The 19068-nt window shown below is 68.7% G+C and carries 13 protein-coding genes; 9 read left to right on the top strand and 4 right to left on the bottom strand.

The features are described from left to right. The first annotated feature begins 11 nt into the window (after positions 1-11). The 3 genes from OC534_RS14195 to pbpC all read left to right on the top strand — a co-directional run bounded on the left by OC534_RS14195 (position 12) and on the right by pbpC (position 8927). Positions 12-1466 carry a bifunctional 2-methylcitrate dehydratase/aconitate hydratase gene (locus OC534_RS14195; RefSeq protein ID WP_017355918.1) on the top strand — a complete coding sequence of 485 codons (1455 nt, stop codon included), beginning with the start codon at positions 12-14 and terminating at the stop codon, positions 1464-1466. A gap of 98 nt (positions 1467-1564) precedes the next feature. Beyond that, positions 1565-6499 carry an alpha-2-macroglobulin gene (locus OC534_RS14200; protein ID WP_262072007.1) on the top strand — a complete coding sequence of 1645 codons (4935 nt, stop codon included), beginning with the start codon at positions 1565-1567 and terminating at the stop codon, positions 6497-6499. Positions 6500-6554: 55 nt separating this feature from the next. Beyond that, positions 6555-8927 (top strand): penicillin-binding protein 1C, encoded by a 2373-nt coding sequence (pbpC, locus tag OC534_RS14205; RefSeq protein WP_166473331.1) that lies wholly within the window; start codon positions 6555-6557, stop codon positions 8925-8927. A gap of 47 nt (positions 8928-8974) precedes the next feature. Here pbpC and OC534_RS14210 read toward each other — a convergent pair whose 3' ends face one another. Further along, on the bottom strand, positions 8975-9568 hold the full coding sequence (locus OC534_RS14210; protein ID WP_153164641.1) for a ferritin-like domain-containing protein: 594 nt from the start codon (positions 9566-9568) through the stop codon (positions 8975-8977). A gap of 29 nt (positions 9569-9597) precedes the next feature. Beyond that, positions 9598-10080 carry a peroxiredoxin gene (locus OC534_RS14215; RefSeq protein ID WP_262072008.1) on the bottom strand — a complete coding sequence of 161 codons (483 nt, stop codon included), beginning with the start codon at positions 10078-10080 and terminating at the stop codon, positions 9598-9600. Between the two features lie 224 nt (positions 10081-10304). Here OC534_RS14215 and OC534_RS14220 point away from each other — a divergent pair, with 224 nt between their 5' ends. Continuing rightward, positions 10305-11204 carry a DnaJ C-terminal domain-containing protein gene (locus OC534_RS14220; RefSeq protein ID WP_136003096.1) on the top strand — a complete coding sequence of 300 codons (900 nt, stop codon included), beginning with the start codon at positions 10305-10307 and terminating at the stop codon, positions 11202-11204. 40 nt (positions 11205-11244) lie between these two features. Here OC534_RS14220 and pilH read toward each other — a convergent pair whose 3' ends face one another. Together pilH and OC534_RS14230 are read right to left on the bottom strand one after the other, a co-directional pair. Continuing rightward, positions 11245-11628 carry a twitching motility response regulator PilH gene (pilH, locus tag OC534_RS14225; RefSeq protein WP_026070786.1) on the bottom strand — a complete coding sequence of 128 codons (384 nt, stop codon included), beginning with the start codon at positions 11626-11628 and terminating at the stop codon, positions 11245-11247. Positions 11629-11717: 89 nt separating this feature from the next. Then, complete coding sequence (locus OC534_RS14230) at positions 11718-12716, bottom strand: YhdH/YhfP family quinone oxidoreductase (RefSeq protein ID WP_136003097.1); 999 nt, start codon at positions 12714-12716, stop codon at positions 11718-11720. A 205-nt stretch (positions 12717-12921) separates the two neighbouring features. On the opposite strand from OC534_RS14230, the gene hflK reads away from it, so the two are divergent. From hflK to OC534_RS14255, 5 genes are all read left to right on the top strand, one after another. After that, entirely contained in the window at positions 12922-14058 is a 1137-nt protein-coding gene (gene hflK / locus OC534_RS14235; RefSeq protein ID WP_136003098.1) for an FtsH protease activity modulator HflK, read from the top strand. Continuing rightward, complete coding sequence (locus tag OC534_RS14240; protein WP_017354822.1) at positions 14055-14918, top strand: protease modulator HflC; 864 nt, start codon at positions 14055-14057, stop codon at positions 14916-14918. The genes hflK and OC534_RS14240 overlap by 4 nt, the downstream gene beginning before the upstream one ends. A 78-nt stretch (positions 14919-14996) precedes the next feature. Continuing rightward, positions 14997-15182 (top strand): DUF2065 family protein, encoded by a 186-nt coding sequence (locus tag OC534_RS14245; protein ID WP_026070572.1) that lies wholly within the window; start codon positions 14997-14999, stop codon positions 15180-15182. Between the two features lie 248 nt (positions 15183-15430). Further along, positions 15431-16723: an adenylosuccinate synthase gene (locus OC534_RS14250; RefSeq protein WP_017354824.1), complete on the top strand. Its 1293-nt coding sequence runs from the start codon at positions 15431-15433 to the stop codon at positions 16721-16723. A 193-nt stretch (positions 16724-16916) separates the two neighbouring features. Next, on the top strand, positions 16917-19037 hold the full coding sequence (locus OC534_RS14255) for a methyl-accepting chemotaxis protein (protein WP_136003099.1): 2121 nt from the start codon (positions 16917-16919) through the stop codon (positions 19035-19037). Positions 19038-19068 lie beyond the last annotated feature (31 nt).

Here is a 19068-nt window from a genome sequence, read left to right on the forward strand (position 1 = left end):
GGAGCGACACCATGTCCAGCGGCAGCCCCCCGTCCAACGAGCGCGTCGCCTGGGACGCGGTGATGACCGACATCGTCGACTACGTGCGCGAGTACCCGGTGGAATCGCCCCTTGCGTACACGACCGCGCGGCACTGCCTGATCGATACCCTGGGCTGCGGGCTGGCGGCGCTGTCGTTTCCGGCCTGCAGCAGACTGCTCGGGCCGCTGGCGCCGGGAACCCGGGTGGTCCACGGGGCCAGGGTGCCGGGTACCCGGTTCGAGCTGGACCCGGTGCAGGCCGCCTTCAACATCGGGGCGATGGTGCGCTGGCTGGATTTCAACGACACCTGGCTGGCCGCCGAGTGGGGCCATCCCTCGGACAATCTCGGCGGCATCCTGGCCACTGCCGACTGGCTTAGCCGCAATGCCGAGGCACTGCGTCGCCCCCCGTTGACCATGCGCGACGTGCTCGTGTCGATGATCAAGGCGCATGAAATCCAGGGCTGCCTCGCACTGGAAAATGCCTTCAACCGGGTCGGACTGGACCACGTGGTGCTGGTCAAGGTCGCCTCCACTGCCGTGGTCGCGCACCTGCTCGGGCTGGACCGCGAACGCATGCTCAACGCGGTGTCGCTGGCCTGGGTGGACGGACAGGCCCTGCGCACGTACCGGCATGCGCCGAACACCGGTTCACGCAAAAGCTGGGCGGCCGGCGACGCCACCAGCCGCGCGGTGCGCCTGGCGCTGATGGCGGCCACGGGCGAGATGGGCTATCCCAGTGCCCTGACCGCGCCGACGTGGGGGTTCTACGACGTGTCTTTCGGCGGGCAGCCGTTCCGCTTCCAGCGTCCCTACGGCAGCTATGTGATGGAGAACGTGCTGTTCAAAATCAGCTACCCGGCCGAGTTCCACGGCCAGACGGCGGTGGAAGCGGCCATGCAGGTGCACGCCCGGATGCGGGCGGCCGGCAGGCGCAGTGAGGACATTGAGCGGATCACCCTGCGCACCCAGCAGGCCTGCCTGCGGATCATCGACAAGCCCGGGCCGCTGCACAATCCGGCCGACCGCGACCACTGCGTGCAGTACATGGTCGCCATCGCGCTGATCTTCGGCCGGCTGGTTGCCGAGGACTACGAGGACGACGTCGCCGCCGATCCACGCATCGACCCGCTGCGCGCGCGCATCGCCTGCGTGGAGGAGCCGCGCTTCACCGCCGACTACCTGGACCCGGACAAGCGCAGTATCGCCAACGCGCTGCACGTGACCTTCAAGGACGGCACCACGCTGGAGGAGACGGTCGAGTATCCGCTTGGCCACGCCCGCCGCCGCGCCGAAGGCATTCCGCTGCTGGAGGACAAATTCCGCCGGCACCTGGCCGGCCTCTTCCCGACGGTGCAGCAGCGCCGCATCCTGGACGCCTCGCTCGACCCGGTGGTGCTGGAGGCGATGCCCGTCCACGAGTACGTGGACCTTTACGTGGCGTAGTGCCCGGCGCTGCCCGGCAGGGGGGCGGACCGCGGCGCCGGCAACCTGACCGCAAGGCTCGGTGCCTATAATGGCCTCCTTGATCAAGGAGTGACGTCATGGCTAGCCGCAGTCGGGTCGGGCAATGGGGCTGGAAGGGAATCGCGGGTCTGGCGCTTGCCGCCGGCCTGGTACTGGGCGTCGGGGGCTGCAAGCGCAACGACAGCGGCCAGCTGCCGGCCCCTTCCGGGGCGCCGATCGCGGCCAAGGCCGAGACCGTTGCCGGGTTTACCCTGGTGCGCGCCTTCCCGGACCAGAAGAGCGACGGCCTGTCGCTGGCGCTGGAGTTCTCGCGCCCGCTGGTCGGCACCCAGGACTTCGACACGCTGGTCCGCTTTGCCGAGAAAGTCGGCACCGACGAGAGCAGCTGGACCCTGTCCGATGACGGCAAGACCCTGCGCTACCCCTTCGTGGAGGCGGCCAAGGAGTACACCGTGATCGTCTCGCCGGACCTGCTCGCCGCCGACGGCAGCCGGATCGGCAAGGAGCTGCGACAGAAGGTGTTCAGCGGCGAACTGTCGCCGGCTGCCGGCTTCGCCTCGCAGGGCAGCGTGCTGCCCGCGCGCGACAGCCGTGGCCTGCCGGTGGTGTCGGTGAACGTGCCGGAAGTGGACGTCGAATTCCTGCGCGTGCGCGAGAAGGAGCTGCCGAACTTCTTCAGCCAGTACCAGCGCGGCGGCCGCCGAGGCAGCTGGGAACTGGACAGCGAATACGGCGACAAGACCCCGATGTCCAAGCTGGCCGAGCCGGTGTACGTGAACCGTTTCGTGCTGGGCGGCAAGCAGAACGAGCGGGTGCTCACCTACCTGCCCACCCAGGACATCAAGGAACTGCAGGCCCCGGGTCTGTACTTTGCGGTGATGAAGCGTAGCGGCTCGTTCGACAGCGAGTTCGATACCGCGTTCTTCACGGTCAGTGACATCGGCCTGCACACGCGTGCCTACAAGGACACGCTGTTCGTCCATACCGCCTCCCTGCAGAGCGGCGCGTCGCTCAAGAAGATCGAACTGCGCGTGCTCGATGGCAAGGGTGAGGTGGTGCTCAAGGGCGCGACCGACGGCAATGGCAACGCGCTGCTGAAGTACACGCTGGATGCCAGCCACGTGCTGATCGCCAGCAGCGGCGGCGACACCACCATGCTGCCGTTCAACCAGCCGGCGCTGGACCTGAGCGAGTTCGCCGTCGCCGGGCGCGACAACGCCTGGTTCGACGTGTTCGCCTGGTCCGGCCGCGACCTCTACCGCCCCGGCGAGACGGTGCGCATTTCCGCGCTGCTGCGCGACAACGACGGCAAGCCGGTCGGCGGCCCGGGCAAGGCCGCCCAGCCGGTGTTCCTGCGGCTGAAGCAGCCGGACGGCAAGACCTTCCGCGAAACCCGGCTGCAGCCGGGCGAGCAGGGCTACGTCAGCTTTGAACAGACCATTCCGGCCGAAGCGCCGACCGGGCGCTGGCAGGTGGAGTTCCGCACCAACCCCGCCAGCAAGGAAGCCATCCAGGGCATGACGCTGCGCATCGAGGAGTTCCTGCCCGAGCGCATGAAGCTGGACCTGGACAGCGCGCAGAAGACCCTCAAGCCGGGCGAACCGCTCAAGCTGATGGCCGACGCCGCCTACCTGTATGGCGCGCCGGCCGACGGCAACCGCTTCACCGCGCGGCTGGCGGTGGCCGCCGAACAGTCGCCGGTGGAATCGCTGCCCGGCTACTTCTTCGGCGACCCGACGATGGAACTGCCGCGCGAAGCGCGCGATGTGATCGACACCGAGTTCCCGGCCGACGGCAAACTGCGCCAGGACGTGGTGCTGCCGGCCGAGGTCAAGGCGACCGCCCCGGTGGCCGTGGTGGTGTCCGGCAGCGTGTACGAGACCGGTGGCCGCACCGTCACCCGCACCCTCAAGCGGGTGATGTGGCCGGCCCCGGTACTGGTCGGCGTGCGCCCGTTGTTCAAGCCCGAGGACGGCGCCGACGCCAACAGCAACGCGCGCTTCGAACTGATGCGCGTGGATGCGGCCGGCAAGGCACAGCCGGCCAAGGGCCTGAAAGCCACGCTGGTGCGCGAGCTGCGCGACTACCACTGGAGCTTCAACGACAACCGCTGGGACTACGACTTCACCCGCCGCTTCGAGAACAAGGAAACCCGCACCCTCGACGCCGGCACGGCCGCCACCACGGTCGATTTCCCGGTGGAGTGGGGCGAGTACCGGCTGGACGTGTTCGATCCGGCCACCGGCCTGACCAGCCGCTACCCGTTCCGTGCCGGCTGGAGCTGGAATGACGACAACCGTGGTCTGGATGCACGTCCCGACAAAGTCAAACTGGCCCTGGACAAGACCGCCTACAAGGCCGGTGACACCGTGCGCGTCACCGTCACCCCGCCGCACGCCGGCAAGGGTGTGCTGATGGTGGAAAGCGACAAGATGCTCTACGTGCAGGACATCGATGCCAAGCCGGGCAGCACCTTCGACATCCCGGTGACGGCGGAATGGGAACGCCACGACATCTACATCACCGCCCTGGTGTTCCGCGGCGGCAGTGCGCCGAGCAAGATCACCCCGGCCCGCGCGGTGGGGGTGGTGCATGTGCCGATGGACCGCAAGGCCCGACAGATCGCCGTGGGCCTGTCCGCGCCCAAGCAGATGCGTCCCGAGCAGACCCTGCCGGTGACCGTGAGCGCTCCGCAGCTGGCCGGCAAGGTCGCGCATGTCACCGTTTCGGCGGTGGATGTGGGCATCCTCAACATCACCCGCTTCCCGGTACCCGACGCCGCCGCGCACTTCTTCGCGCAGCGCCGCCTGGGCGTGGATGCTTACGACATCTACAGCCGTGTGATCGAAAGCTTCGACGGCGCCAGCGGCAAGCTGAAATTCGGCGGCGACATGGCGCTGGCGGCGATGCCACAGGCCAAGCGGCCCACCGCGCGCGTGCAGACCGTGGACCTGTTCTCCGGCCCGGTGAAGCTCGATGCCAAGGGTATTGCCCGGGTTGCGCTGAAGGTGCCGGACTTCAACGGCACCCTGCGCATCTCCGCGCTGGTGTATTCGGACGACCAGTACGGCAAGCGCGACATGGAAACGGTGGTGCGCGCGCCGATCCTGGCCGAGGCCAGCATGCCGCGCGTGCTCGCACCCGGCGATACCAGTACAGTGACCCTGGATGTGCAGAACTTCACCGGCAAGCCGGGCGAGTTCAAGGTGCAGGTCGATGGAATCGGGCCGCTGACGCTGGGCGAGCCTACCCGCGCGCTGACCCTGGCCGTCGATGCCAAGCGCACCTTGAGCTTCCCGCTCACCGCGCGCGAGGGCTATACGGTGGCCAAGGTGCGGGTGCGCGTGGACGGCAACGGTTTCAAGGTGGATCGTCGCTACGACCTGCCGGTGCGTGCCGCATGGCCGCAGGTACTGCGCGCGCAGACCCGCACGCTCGATCCGCTGGCGGCGGTGAGCATGGACGCCAGCCTGGCCGATGGCCTGATGAACGACTCGGTGACCGCGCGCATGCTGGTCAGCGCCTTGCCGCCGATTCCGTTCGCCAGTGCGCTCAACGGCGCACTCAACTACCCCTACGGCTGTGCCGAGCAGACCACCAGCAAGGGCTATGCGGCACTGATGCTGGATGAGGCCACCTCGGCCATGCTCGGCGCCGATGGCCTGGATGCCAAGACCCGCCGCGAGCGCATGGAAGGGGCGTTCGGCCGGCTGGCCTCGATGCAGGTGGCCAACGGCAACTTCTCGATGTGGGGCGACGACGGGTACGTCAATCCGTGGCTCACTCCGTACATCGCCGAGTTCCTGCTCGATGCCAAAGACGCGGGCTTTGCGGTACCGGACACGGTGCTGCAGAAGGCGCTCAACCGCCTCAGCGAGGACCTGCTGTCCGGCGGCAACCAGTTCTACGGCGAGGACCGCCGCGAGAACCTGAAGTTTGCCAACCAGGCGTACTCGGGCTATGTGCTGGCCCGCGTCAACCGCGCTCCGCTGGGCACGCTGCGCGCGCTGTATGACAACGAGCGCAGCAAGTCGCTGACCGGGCTGTCGCTGGTTCACCTCGGCATCGCGCTGTCGCTGCAGGGCGACCACAAGCGCGGCGATGCCGCGATCGCGGCCGGCTTCGCCAAGAGCGCGGGTGACCGTCCGGCCTACTTCGGCGACTACGGCAGCGCCGTCCGCGACGACGCCCTGATGATCGCGCTGCTGCACGAACGCAAGCTGTCCAAGCCGGCGTACGACGCGCGGGCCATCGACCTGGGCCGCGCGCTCGATGCACGCCGCAACAGCGGCTATATGTGGCTGAGCACGCAGGAACAGGTGGCGCTGGCGCGCATGGGCAAGGCGCTGGCGGCCAACCAGAAGAAGCTGGTGTCCGGTGAGCTGGCGATCGGCGGTGAGAGCGAGGCCATCTCCGCGCGCCGCATGTTCGGCCGCAGCGTCGACTACGCCGCACTGGCCAAGGGCGTGCGCTTCACCCCGCAGGGCGAGCCGCCGATGTTCGCCAGCCTGGAAGTGGCCGGCATCCCGCGCAACCCGCCCGAGCCGGACAGCCGTACGCTTGGCGTGGAGCGCAGCTGGTACACCACCGACGGCAAGCCGTGGACGCCGCGTGCGCTGAAGGAGGGCGAGGCGCTGATCGTGCGGGTCAGCGTGACCCCGAACGTGGACATGCCCGACGCGCTGCTCACCGACCTGCTGCCGGCCGGCCTGGAGATCGAGAACTTCAACCTGGGCGATGCCAAGCAGTGGGCCGACGTGGTGGTCGACGGGCTGAGCGTGAACGACCGCGGCGATGCGGCCAACGTCAAGCATGAGGAGTTCCGCGATGACCGCTATGTGGCCGCGCTCAAACTCTCGCGCGGCAGCACGGCCAAGGTGTTCTACCTGGTGCGTGCGGTCACCCCGGGCACCTACCGCGTGCCGCCGCCGCTGGTGGAGGACATGTACCGTCCCGACCTGCGCGGCGTGGGCCGCAGCAACCCGACCACGCTGACCGTGGTGCAGCCATAGCCACTGGCCGGGTCGCCGCCCGCGCGGCGGCCCGGCGGTCCGTGTCGTTGATGCCATGACCTTTTCCTTCCTTTCCCGTCTGCGCCGCCAGTTGCGGCCGCTGTGGCCGTGGCTGCGCTGGGGCACGGCGGGCGCGCTGGCACTGCTGCTGGCGCTGGACCTGGCGTTCCCGCCGCCGCTGCCACGCCAGCGCGATACCAGCACACTGGTGGTCGCGCGTGACGGGACGCCGCTGCGTGCCTTCGCCGACGCCGAAGGCGTGTGGCGCTATCCGGCCTCCGCCGACAGTGTGTCGCCGCTGTACCTGCAGGCGCTGCTCGGTTACGAGGACCGCTGGTTCTGGCGCCATCCCGGCGTCAACCCGTGGGCGATGCTGCGCGCCGGCAGGCAATGGGTGGTCGAGCGCCGGATCGTCTCCGGCGGTTCCACTCTCACCATGCAGGTGGCGCGCATCCTCGACCCGCATACCCGTACCCCGTGGGGCAAGGCCAAGCAGCTGCTGCGCGCGGTGCAGCTGGAGGTGCACCTGAGCAAGGCGCAGATCCTGGCGCTGTACCTGGAGCGCGCGCCTTACGGCGGCACCATCGAAGGCGTCGAAGCGGCGAGCTGGGCCTACCTGGGCAAGCCGGCCTCGGCGCTGTCGCATGCCGAGGCGGCGCTGCTCGCGGTGTTGCCGCAGTCGCCCAGCCGGCTGCGGCCGGACCGCCATCCCGAGGCGGCGCAGGCTGCACGCGACAAGGTCCTCACGCGCATGGCCGACCTCGGCGTGTGGTCGCGTGAGGAGGTGGACGATGCGCGGATCGAGCCGGTGGTGACCCGCGCGCTGCAGCCGCCGCTGCACGCCGCCTTGCTCGCGCAGCGGCTGCGGTCGGCGCAGCCGCGCGCGGCGCGGATCCAGAGCACGCTGGACATCGGCCTGCAGCGCACGCTCGAAGAACGCGTGTCCTCCTATTTCTCGCAGCTGCCCGAGCGCACCTCGGCGGCATTGCTGGTGGTCGACAACCGCACCCTCGAAGCGCGCGCCTACGTCGGTTCGGTGGCATTCGGCGACAAACAACGGCTCGGCCACGTGGACATGGTGGCGGCCTGGCGTTCGCCCGGCTCCACGCTCAAACCGTTCCTGTACGGGATGGCGCTGGACGATGGGCTGATCCACTCCGAGAGCCTGATGGTCGATGCGCCGCAGGGCTTCGGCGGCTACCGTCCGGGCAACTTCGATGCCGCCTTCAACGGCCCGGTCAGTTCGGCTACCGCACTGCGGCTGTCACTGAACGTGCCCGCCGTGGACCTGCTGGACCGGGTGGGGCCGGCACGCTTTGCCGCGCGGCTGTCGCATGCCGGCATCACCCTGCGCTTTCCGCGCGGCAGCAGCCCGAACCTGTCGCTGATCCTGGGCGGCACCGGCGCACGGCTGGAAGACCTGGTGGGCGCGTTCGCCGCATTCAACCGCAATGGCATCGCCGGGCGGGTGCGCTACACCGCCGACGATGCGGTGATCGAGCGGCGGCTGATGTCGCCGGGCGCGGCGTGGATCACCCGCGAGGTGCTTGAATCCAATCCGCGCCCCGGCTACGGCACCGGCACCTTCGATGTCACCGGCCGGCCGCGCGTGGCCTGGAAGACCGGCACCAGCTATGGATACCGCGACGCGTGGGCGATTGGCAGCACGCGGCACTACACGGTGGGCGTGTGGGTCGGGCGGCCTGACGGCACCCCGCTGCCCGGCCAGTACGGCGCGGTCACCGCGTTGCCGCTTATGTTCGAAGTGATCGACAGCCTGCCGCGCCAGAGCGGCGATGCCAGCGCGGCGCCGATGCCGGCCAGCGTGACCCGCACCGACATCTGCTGGCCGACCGGTGAGCTGGCGGACGGTACGCCGCCTGACCTGTGCCAGCGTCGCCTGCAGGCGTTCGTGCTGGACGGGGTGGTGCCGCCGACGTTTGCCGAGCGTGATGCGCGGCTCTGGCAACCCGGGCGGCAGCGCTTCGAGGTGGACGCGCGCACCGGCCTGCGGCTGTCGCCTGACTGCAGCGCACCGCATGTGGCCGAAGCGCGCGAGATCGCCCGCTGGCCGGCGCTGGTATCGCCGTGGCTGCCGTTGGCGCAGCGCCGCGCCGCGCAGTTGCCCGCGCTGTCCCCGGACTGCCGCGACGACGGCCGGCAGAGCGGCGGCAGCCTGCACATCGAAGGGCTCAACGACCGTGCGACGCTGGCACGGGCACCCAACGCCGAGCACGGTGTGCGCCTGCAGCTGCGTGCGCTCGGGACAGATGGCAGCATCGACTGGCTGCTGGATGACCGCTGGATCGCGCGCACCGAAGGCGCGCGCCTGTTCCAGCGGGATTTTGACGACGTCGGCGACCACACCCTGACCGCACTCGCCACGGATGGCGCCTGGACCCAGGTGCGCTTCCGCATCCTGCGCTGAGCGCAGCGCAGCGCAGGTGGGTGTCGGCCGCCGGCCGGCCGCCAGTGCTACTCGCCGATCCAGCCTTCCAGCAGGTCGGCGAATTCGTCAGCGTGCTCCTCTTCCTGCGCCAGGATCTCTTCCAGGATGCGCTTGGTCGTGGTGTCCTTGTCGCCGACGAAGTTGATCATCTCGCGATAGCTGTCGATCGCGATGCGCTCGGCGATCAGGTTCTCACGGACCATGTCGCGCAGATCGGTGCCTTCCTTGTACTCGGCGTGCGAGCGCGCGGTCAGCGTGTCCGGATTGAGGTCCGGTTCCCCGCCCAGCTGCACGATGCGCTCGGCCAGCTTGCCGGCATGCGCCTGCTCCTGCTGGGCATGTTCAAGGAACTCGGCCTTCACCGCATCGGCGAGCATGCCCTTGGCCATGAAGTAGTGGCGGTAGTAGCGCAGCACGCACACATATTCGGTGGCCAGGGCGTCGTTGAGCAGCTTGATCACCGCCTTGCGATCGGCGCTGTAGGTGTCGGTGATGGCGCCGTCTTCGATGTCCTTGCGGGCACGCGCACGCAGGGTGGCGGTGTCGCTGATGCCGGCCGGACGTCGGGTGCCGGCGGCGGAAGAAGGGGCGGGGCGGGCATTCTTGGCTGGCTTTGACATGGCTGGCCGGGTTCCTCTGTTGCGTGGGTTCAGCGGGAAAGGTGCTCCAGCACGTACTGCGCGGAGGACACCTCGAATGTGCCGGGTTCTTCGATGAAGGTCTGGCGCACGACGCGGTCTTCGACGTACAGCGCGAAGCGGCGCGAGCGCAGGCCCATGCAGGAACTGCTGGCGTCCATCTCCAGACCCAGGGCGCGGGTGAATTCGCCGTTGCCGTCCGACAGCATCTGCAGGCCATCGGGAACCTGTTGGCTTTCGCCCCAGGCCTTCATCACGAACGGGTCGTTGACGGCCATGCAGAACACATCGATGCCGAGGTGGCGGAAATCGGCGAAGTGCTCGATGTAGCCGGGCAGGTGGCGGGCCGAGCAGGTGGGCGTGAAGGCCCCCGGCACGGCAAACAGCACCGCCTTGCGCCCGTCGAACAGGGCGTGGGTGTCGATGGTCTCCATGCCCTCGCGGATGCGCTTGAGGGTCACTTCGGGGATGCGATCGCCTACGTGGATGGTCATGCGGGCTCCTTGTACATCGGCAGGGTAGGGCGGGCGATGGAAGGGCGGCGTCAAAACGTTGAAAACGCGCCGCCCAGCCCCATTCTGGCCCTCGTCGATGGCGCTGGCATTGCGCAGGATCAAGCCGCGGGCCCGGGGGTGACGGGCGGAAGCGTCGCCAACCGCTAGAATTGGCCGGACGGTGCCCGCCTGCGTGGGCGACCGAACTTATTCGAGGTGTCTGGATGGAATTCAAGGATTATTACGCCACGCTCGGTGTGGAACCGACCGCGGGCGACGCGGAGATCAAGACCGCCTACCGGCGGCTGGCGCGCAAGTACCACCCCGACGTCAGCAAGGAGGCCGGCGCGGAAGAGAAGTTCAAGGCCGTCAACGAGGCCTATGAGGCCCTGCGCGACCCGCAGAAGCGCGCCGCCTACGACCAGCTCAAGGCGCAGGGCTATCGCCCGGGCGAGGAGTTCCACGCACCGCCGAACTATGGCGGTGGCCAGGGCTTTGATTTCGAGGAGGTGTTCGGCGGTGGCGCCGGCGGTGGCGGCTTCAGCGACTTCTTCGAAAGCCTGTTCGCGCGCCAGCGCGGCGGTGGCGGTGGCGGGCGCTCCAGCGGTTTCGCCGGCGCCGGCGCTGGCCCGCAGCCGCTGCGCGACACCCGCGCCAAACTCTCCGTGCCGCTGGAAGCGGCTTATGCCGGCGACTCGCTGCGCATCAACGTCAACGGCCGCCAGCTGGACGTGCGCGTCCCCAAGGGCATCCGTCCCGGCCAGGTGATCCGTCTGACCGGGCAGGGCAACGGCGGTGGCAACCTGCTGCTGGAAGTGGAGTACGCCGAACACCCGCAGTTCGAGGTGGACGGACGCAACGTGCTCTACACCCTGCAGGTGACGCCGTGGCAGGCGGCGCTGGGCACCAGCATCAGCGTCCCGACCCTGGGCGGTGCGGTGGAACTGAAGGTGCCGGCCGATTCGGATGCGGGGCGCAAGCTGCGCCTGCGTGGCCGCGGCCTGCCCGGCACGCCGGACGGGGACCAGATCGTGGAACTGGAGATCGTCGCGCCGGCCCCGACCGAAGAAGCGCAGAAAAAGGCCTACAAGGCGCTGGCCAAGGCCTTCGGCGAGAAGATCTGAACGACGCCCGGTGGGTGCCGACCGCAGGTCGGCACGCGGGTCAAAGAGCCGGCGGTTCCTGGCTGCTGAACACCCGCTCCAGCACCTCGGACAGCTCGTCCTCGGAGAACGGCTTGGTGATGTAGGCCTTGGCGCCCTGCCGCATGCCCCACATGCGGTCGGTGTCCTGGTCCTTGGTGGTCACCAGGATCACCGGGATATGCTTGGTGGCCGCATCGCGCGACAGCGTGCGGGTCGCCTGGAAGCCGTTGAGGTTGGGCATCACCACGTCCATCAGGACCAGGTCGGGCAGTTCGGCCTTGGCCGCTTCCACACCGGCCGCACCATCGGTGGCGGTCAGGATCTCGTGACCGAGCTTCTCGACGATGCGCTGTATCCCCAACAGCTGCGACGGTGAATCGTCGACGATCAGAATGCGTGCCATGTTGTTCCCCATGTGATGCGCGCAGTGTAGTGCGCGCCTCGCATCGGCGTGAAGCATCCGGCGCACCGTCCGTCGCCCGGCTGGCGCGCTCAGTCGATTCGTACCACCGTACGCCCGTGCCCTCCGCCGGCCAGGAGCCGTTCGAACACCCCAGGCAGGCCGTCCAGGCCCACTTCGCCGGTGCAGATGCGCTCCAGGTGGCGTGGCCGCCACTCGCTGCCGAGCTTGTCCCACACCTTCTCGCGCAGCACCCGCGGCGCGCTGGAGGAGGACACGCCCAGCAGCGACACGCCGCGGATGATGAAGGGCATCACCGTCATGTCCAGCGCAGGGCTGGCGGCGAGTCCGGCACTGACCACGCTGCCGTACGGCGCGGTCTGCGCCAGCAGGCTGGCCAGCATCGGGCCGCCGGCGTTGTCCAGGCCGCCACCGAAGCGCGCCGATTCCATCGGCCGGGTGGTGGCCAGCGCCTCGCGCGGCAGCACCTCACGCGCCCCCAGGCCGCGCAGGTAGTCGGCCTGCCCGGCCTTGCCGCTGATGGCATGCACCTCGAATCCGGCCTGGCTGAAGATGTCCACCGCCAGCGAGCCCACGCCGCCGGTGGCGCCGGTGACCGCCAGCGGCCCCAGTTCGGGCGTCAGCCGGTTGTCGAGCATGCGCAGCAGCGCCAACGCGGCAGTGAAACCGGCCGTGCCCAGGATCATCGCCTCGCGCGGGGTCAGGCCGGCCGGCTGGGCGATCACCGCGCTGGAGGCCAGCCGGACATACTGGCTGTAGCCGCCATCGCGGGTCTCGCTCAGCCCGCAGCCGGTGGCCAGCACCGCATCGCCTTCGCGCCAGGCCGGGTCGGTGGAGGCGACCACCGTGCCGGCCACATCGATCCCGCCCACCAGCGGAAAGCGTCGCAGGATCCGCCCCGTGCCGGTGCCGGCCAGGGCGTCCTTGTAGTTGACCGAGGACCAGCCGGCCCGGATCACCACCTCGCCGGGCGCCAGGTCGTCCAGTCCGATCTGCTCCATCCCGGCCCGATGGCCGCCGTCGGCGGCCTGATGGATGCGGAATGCGTCGAAGGGGGCGGAAGGGAGCATGGCCGGGACCTGGCGGGGAAGGGAGGCACACACCTTACCCGCTGGCAGCGGGGGCGGGGCCGGTGCAAGGCTGCATGAATCGCATCCCGCGCCACCTTCCCCCTTCCAATCCTGCCGGTCAGCCCCATCTAGTAGAATCGGATGAGATACACCGGTTGACGTTGCGGGAGTGGCCCGCAGGCAGCCTTACCTTGATGGAGCGTGCATGGCCTGGAATACACCCGGCGGCAACAAGGGCGGACAAGGCCCCGACGATAATCGACGCGGGCCGTTCAAGCCGCGCGGCGGCGGCAATGGCGGTGGTTGGGGCGGATTGCCCGGACCGCTGAAGGAGATGTTCGATGGGAACATCCTGCGCTGGGTCGCGGTGGCGGTGGTGCTGCTGCTGCTGTTCTCCAGTTTCCAGCTGATCGGCGAACAGCAACGTGGCGTGGTGCTGCGTTTCGGCCAGTTCTCGCGGATCCTGGGTCCTGGCCCGAACTTCAAGCTGCCGTGGCCGATCGAATCGGTGACCAAGGTCAATGCCACCCAGATCAAGACCTTCAGCAGCCAGGTGCCGGTGCTGACCCGTGACGAGAACATCGTCAACGTCTCGGTCAACGTGCAGTACCGCATCGCCGATCCGCAGAAGTACCTGTTCGGTTCGGTCTCGGCCGACCAGGTGCTGGAGCAGTCGGCGCAGAGCGCGGTGCGCGAGCAGGTGGGCCGTGCCGACCTCAATACCGTGCTGAACAACCGCGGTCCGCTGGCCGTGGTCGCCGAAGAGCGTCTGCAGTCGGCGCTGAAGGCCTACCAGACCGGCCTGGTCGTGACCGGGCTGACCCTGCCCGACGCGCGCCCGCCGGAAGAAGTGAAGCCGGCGTTCGACGAGGTCAACGGCGCGCAGCAGGTCAAGGAACGCCTGATCAACGAAGCCCAGGCCTATGCGGCCAAGGTCGTGCCCGAAGCGCGCGGCCAGGCCTCGCGTGCCCGCACCACCGCCGAAGGCTACAAGCAGGCGGTGGTGTCCAAGGCGCAGGGTGATGCCGACCGCTTCAGCCTGCTGCAGGTGCAGTACAAGGACGCCCCGGAAGTCACCCGCAAGCGGCTGTGGCTGGAAACGGTGGAGCAGGTGCTCTCGCAGAACCGCAAGATCATCGGTGGCGATGGCCGCCAGCTGATCTACGTGCCGATGCCGGGTGATGCCCGCGCCGGTGCCGCCGGCGCCGCCCCGGCGGTGACCCCGGAAGTGATGCTGCCGTCGTTGCCGGCCAGCACGCCGGTGGATGGGGCGCGCGATGCCGAGCGCCCGACCACCCGACCCACCGGACGACCGACCGGTCGTGAAGGAGCCAGCCGATGAAGAGTTCACTGTGGATCGGGTTGGCCGTGGCCGCCCTGCTGGGCCTGTTGGGGTCGGTGTATGTGGTCCGTGAGGACCAGACCGCGATGGTGTTGAACCTGGGCAAGGTGGTCCGTGCGGACATCAAGCCGGGCCTGCACTTCAAGGTGCCGCTGGTGGAATCGGTACGCGTGTTCGACCGCCGCTTCCAGGTGCTGGACACCGCGCCGGCGCGTTACTTCACCGCCGAGCAGAAGGACGTCAGCGTCGACTTCTTCGCCATCGGCCGCATTTCCGACGTGCGCAACTACTACCGCGCCACCGGTGGCGATGCCGCCCTGGCCAATGCGCGCCTGGCACCGATCATCACCGACTCGCTGCGCAACCAGATCAACTCGCGCACCCTGCAGCAGCTGGTGTCGGGTGATCGCAGCGAACTGATCGCCAACCAGTTGACCGGCATCAACAAGGCGGTCAAGGAACTGGGCATGGAAATCATCGACCTGCGCATCAAGCAGATCGACCTGCCCACCGACAGCCAGGTGATCAACGATGTGTACGAGCGCATGCGCGCCCAGCGCAAGCAGGAAGCGGCCAAGCTGCGCGCCGAGGGTGAGGAGCAGTCGCTGACCATCCGTGCCCAGGCCGACCGCGACAGCACCGTGCTGGTGGCCGAAGCCGAGCGCGATGCCCAGCAGCTGCGCGGTGCCGGTGACGCCGAAGCCGCCCGCATCTACGGCAAGGCCGGTTCGGCCGACCCGTCGTTCTACGCCTTCTACCGCAGCCTGGAGGCCTACCGCGGCTCCATGACCGACGGCAATGGCGTGATCGTGCTCGACAAGAACGATCCGTTCCTGCAGTACCTCAAGAGCGATCGCTGAGGCCGCAGACGGCAGCAACCCACGGGGACCCGGTGCAGACCGGGTCCCCGTTTCATTTGTGATGGTGTGGAGTTCTTCATGAAAGACCTGTTCTCGGCGCTGTGCCTGGTGGCCGTGTTCGAAGGCCTGTTCCTGTTCGTCGCGCCCCGTGCCTGGAAGCGCATGGCCGAGCAGCTGCTGATGCTGCGCAGCAGCGCCCTGCGGACCTGGGGCGGGGTGATCCTGCTGGCCGGCCTCACCACGCTGTGGTGGCTGAAGCATTGAGACGGCCCGGCCCCCGGATGGCGGGCCTGACCGGACGGTGAAGCCGCGTGCCGCCGGGGTGGCACCGGACCCCGGAAACCCGGATAATGCACAAAAGCCGGACGGGCCTCCCCGTTCGGCTTTTTCTGTGTCTGGGCCTTCCATCGCCGGCCGCTCCCCGTTTGGAGCCGCCATCACCGCGCTGGCCAGCCCCGCCACGGTCTACCCGTCCGCGGCCCCGATGGCCGCAACACATTGAGGAGCCCGTCATGGGTCAGTCTGTCGTAGTGCTTGGTGCCCAGTGGGGCGATGAAGGCAAAGGCAAGATCGTCGATCTGCTCACCGAGGAAATCGGCGCCGTCGTGCGTTTCCAGGGCGGTCACAATGCCGGCCACACCCTGGTCATCAACGGCAAGAAGACCGTCCTGCACCTGATCCCGTCGGGCATCCTGCGTGCCGATGCACTGTGCCTGATCGGCAACGGCGTGGTGATCTCGCCGGCCGCGCTGCAGAAGGAAATCGCCGAGCTGGAAACCTCCGGCGTTGAAGTGCGTTCGCGCCTGAAGATCTCCCCGGCCGCGCCGCTGATCATGCCGTACCACATCGCCCTGGACCAGGCGCGCGAACGCGCTGCCGGCGGCAAGGCGATCGGCACCACCGGCCGCGGCATCGGCCCGGCATACGAAGACAAGGTGGCGCGTCGCGGCATCCGCATCGCCGACCTGCACTATCCCAAGCAGCTTGAAGAGCTCCTGCGCACCGCGCTGGACTACCACAACTTCGTGCTGACCAAGTACCTCAACACCGACGCGATCGACTTCCAGAAGACCTACGACGAAGCCCTGGCCTTCGGCGAGTACGTCGAGCCGATGAAGTCCGACGTCGCCGGCATCCTGCACGACCTGCGCAAGCAGGGTAAGCGCGTGCTGTTCGAAGGCGCCCAGGGCGCGCTGCTGGACATCGACCACGGCACCTACCCGTACGTCACCAGCTCCAACACCACCGTTGGCGGCGCACTCGCCGGTGCCGGCGTGGGGGCCGATGCGATCGACTACGTGCTGGGCATCGCCAAGGCCTACGCCACCCGCGTCGGCGGCGGCCCGTTCCCGACCGAGCTGGACGATGAGATCGGCCAGGGCATCCGCGACCGTGGTGCCGAGTACGGCGCCTCGACCGGCCGTCCGCGTCGCTGCGGCTGGATGGACATCGTCGCGCTCAAGCGCGCCGTGGCCATCAACGGCATCAGCGGCCTGTGCATCACCAAGCTCGACGTGCTCGATGGCATGGAGAAGCTGAAGGTCTGCATCGCGTACGAATACCGCGGCAAGCGCACCGAGTACGCGCCGCTGGACGCCCAGGGCTGGGAAGAGTGCACCCCGGTGTACCTGGAGTTCCCGGGCTGGACCGAGAACACCCACGGCATCACCAACTGGGACGACCTGCCGCCGGCGGCCCGTGCCTACCTGCGCGCGCTGGAAGAGCTGGCCGGTTGCCCGATCAGCATCGTCTCCACCGGCCCGGATCGTGACCACACGATGGTCCTGCAGGACCCGTTCGCCTGAGCGGACCGCCGGTCCCGGGCCATGCCCGGCGCCCGGCCGGGTGGCTGACACGGCCCCAATGAAAGAGCCCCGCGCAAGCGGGGCTTTTTCGTGGGTCAAGGTGAATCGGACCCATCCCGGCCCGCGCTCGCCGGTCAAGAACGCGCCGGTCAGCGCCGATAACCGGGCACTCCCCCCGGTTTGGATCGATATCATGGATTTCTTGAGGAACGTCAGCGTCGTCTGGCGTCTAGGTATGGGCTTTGGCCTGTTGTTGCTGCTGGTGGCCGCCGTCGTGGCTACCGGCGCCACCGGCAGCGTGGTGCAGAAGCGCGCGATGCAGGACGTGGCCGAGGTCAGCGTGGCCAAGGTCCGGCTGCTGTCGGACATGCTCGACGCGAACAACCAGATGATGGTCGTGCGCCGTGAAATGCTGATCCGCCAGGGTGAAGCGCGCGAGGCCGACGAGGCCCGCATCGCCGACCTGGTCAAGCGCTACGAAACCAGTTGGACCGCCTACCAGGCGCTGCCGGGCGATGCCGAGGGCAAGCAGATCGGCGAGGAGATCGCCGCCCGGCGCGCCACCGCCCGTCCATTGAACAAGCAGACCAGCGAGCTGATGCAGCAGGGCGACTTCCCGGCCGCCGTCGCGTTGACGCTTGGCGCGGTGCAGGATGCAGCCAACGGCTGGAACAAGGCCCTGGCCAATGGCGTGGCCTACGAAGAAACCCAGAGCCGCGAGGCCGCCGCCGAGGCGATCCGGCTGGGTGAGCGCACCCTGCTGCAGCTGCTGGTGCTCGGCGGTGTGGCGCTGCTGGTCGGCATTGCGGCCTCCGTGCTGATCGGGCGCAGCCTGACCGGCCCGCTGGCCCGGGCAGTGGGCCTGGCCGAGCGCATGGCCAGGGGCGAGCTGGACCAGGACTTCCGCCTGGGCGGCCGCGACGAACTGACCCAGCTGGGCGAGGCGATGGCCAGCGTGCGCCACAACGTGCAGGCGGCGATCACCGCGCAGCTCGACATGGCGGGTCAGCACGAGGCCGGTGCGATCAGCTACCGCATGGACGAAGCGGCGTTCCCCGGCGACTACGGGCGCATGGTGCATGCCACCAACGAACTGGTTGCCTCGCACGTGGCGGTCGAGTTCCACATGGTCGAGGTGATGCAACGCTATGCGATCGGCGACCTGAGCCGCGACCTCGACAGCTACCCCGGCGAGAAGGCGGTACTGACCCGCACGATGGCCACGGTCAAGCACAGCCTGGAAGCGATCAATGCCGAGATCGACCTGCTGGCCCAGGCCGCCAGCGCGGGCGATTTCTCGGTGCGCGGCAATGAGGCGGCCTTCCAGTTCCAGTTCCGCGCAATGGTGGCCAACCTCAACGGCATGATGGCCAGTTCGCAGGCCAGCATCGCCGATCTCTCGGCTGTGCTGCGCGCGATCTCCGTCGGCGATCTGACCTCGCGCATGGACGGCCACTACGAAGGCGTGTTCGCGCAGATGCGCGACGATGCCAACGTTACTGCCGCGCAGCTGACCGGCATCGTAGGCAAGATCCAGCTCGCGGCGGGCAGCATCAACGATGCCGCCCAGGAACTGGCTGCCGGCCACAACGACCTGTCGCGCCGCACCGAGCAGCAGGCCGCCAATCTGGAAGAGGCGGCCGCCTCGATGGAGGAGCTGACCTCCACCGTGCGCCAGAATGCCGAGCTTGCCAGCCAGGCCGACCACGAGGCGCACGCCGCCGGCGCGGCGGTGAAGGCCACCGAGCAGGCCATCGCGCAGATGGCGGCGGTGATGGGCGAGATCGACCAGTCGTCCGCACGCATCTCCGAGATCTCCTCGGTGATCGACGGCATCGCCTTCCAGACCAACATCCTGGCCCTGAACGCGGCAGTCGAAGCGGCCCGCGCCGGCGAAAACGGCCGCGGTTTCGCCGTGGTGGCCAGCGAAGTACGCACCCTGGCCCAGCGCGCCGGCGTCGCCGCCAAGGAGATCAAGGACCTGATCGACGACGCCAGCGCCAAGGTCAAGACCGGCCTGAGCGTCACCGTGGAATCCGAAGCGGCGATCACCCGCCTGACCCAGGCCAGCTCGCGCACCAATCAGTTGATGAGCGACATCGCCGCCGCCACCAAGGAACAGGCGGCCGGCATCGAACAGGTCAACCAGGTGGTGGTGCAGATGGACCAGGTGACGCAGCAGAATGCCGCGCTGGTCGAAGAAGCCACCGCGGCCAGCCGTTCGCTGGAACAGCAGGCCAGCACCCTCACCGACGCGGTGGCGGTGTTCAAGCTGGACACGGGCAGCCTCGCACCGATGCGCCAGGTCGCCTGATCCGACGGGCGTGCATGCGCGGCACCGCAGG

Source organism: Stenotrophomonas sp. Marseille-Q5258 (assembly GCF_946900935.1).
GTDB lineage: Bacteria > Pseudomonadota > Gammaproteobacteria > Xanthomonadales > Xanthomonadaceae > Stenotrophomonas > Stenotrophomonas nematodicola.

Bases quoted from the DNA above. Each gene is read 5' to 3' on its own strand.
- OC534_RS14200 (WP_262072007.1), top strand. From the start codon at position 1,565: ATGGCTAGCCGCAGTCGGGTCGGGCAATGGGGCTGGAAGGGAATCGCG.
- pilH (WP_026070786.1), bottom strand. From the start codon at position 11,628: ATGGCACGCATTCTGATCGTCGACGATTCACCGTCGCAGCTGTTGGGG.
- OC534_RS14210 (WP_153164641.1), bottom strand. From the start codon at position 9,568: ATGTCAAAGCCAGCCAAGAATGCCCGCCCCGCCCCTTCTTCCGCCGCC.
- OC534_RS14220 (WP_136003096.1), top strand. From the start codon at position 10,305: ATGGAATTCAAGGATTATTACGCCACGCTCGGTGTGGAACCGACCGCG.
- hflK (WP_136003098.1), top strand. From the start codon at position 12,922: ATGGCCTGGAATACACCCGGCGGCAACAAGGGCGGACAAGGCCCCGAC.
- OC534_RS14215 (WP_262072008.1), bottom strand. From the start codon at position 10,080: ATGACCATCCACGTAGGCGATCGCATCCCCGAAGTGACCCTCAAGCGC.
- pbpC (WP_166473331.1), top strand. From the start codon at position 6,555: ATGACCTTTTCCTTCCTTTCCCGTCTGCGCCGCCAGTTGCGGCCGCTG.
- OC534_RS14195 (WP_017355918.1), top strand. From the start codon at position 12: ATGTCCAGCGGCAGCCCCCCGTCCAACGAGCGCGTCGCCTGGGACGCG.
- OC534_RS14240 (WP_017354822.1), top strand. From the start codon at position 14,055: ATGAAGAGTTCACTGTGGATCGGGTTGGCCGTGGCCGCCCTGCTGGGC.
- OC534_RS14250 (WP_017354824.1), top strand. From the start codon at position 15,431: ATGGGTCAGTCTGTCGTAGTGCTTGGTGCCCAGTGGGGCGATGAAGGC.
- OC534_RS14255 (WP_136003099.1), top strand. From the start codon at position 16,917: ATGGATTTCTTGAGGAACGTCAGCGTCGTCTGGCGTCTAGGTATGGGC.
- OC534_RS14245 (WP_026070572.1), top strand. From the start codon at position 14,997: ATGAAAGACCTGTTCTCGGCGCTGTGCCTGGTGGCCGTGTTCGAAGGC.
- OC534_RS14230 (WP_136003097.1), bottom strand. From the start codon at position 12,716: ATGCTCCCTTCCGCCCCCTTCGACGCATTCCGCATCCATCAGGCCGCC.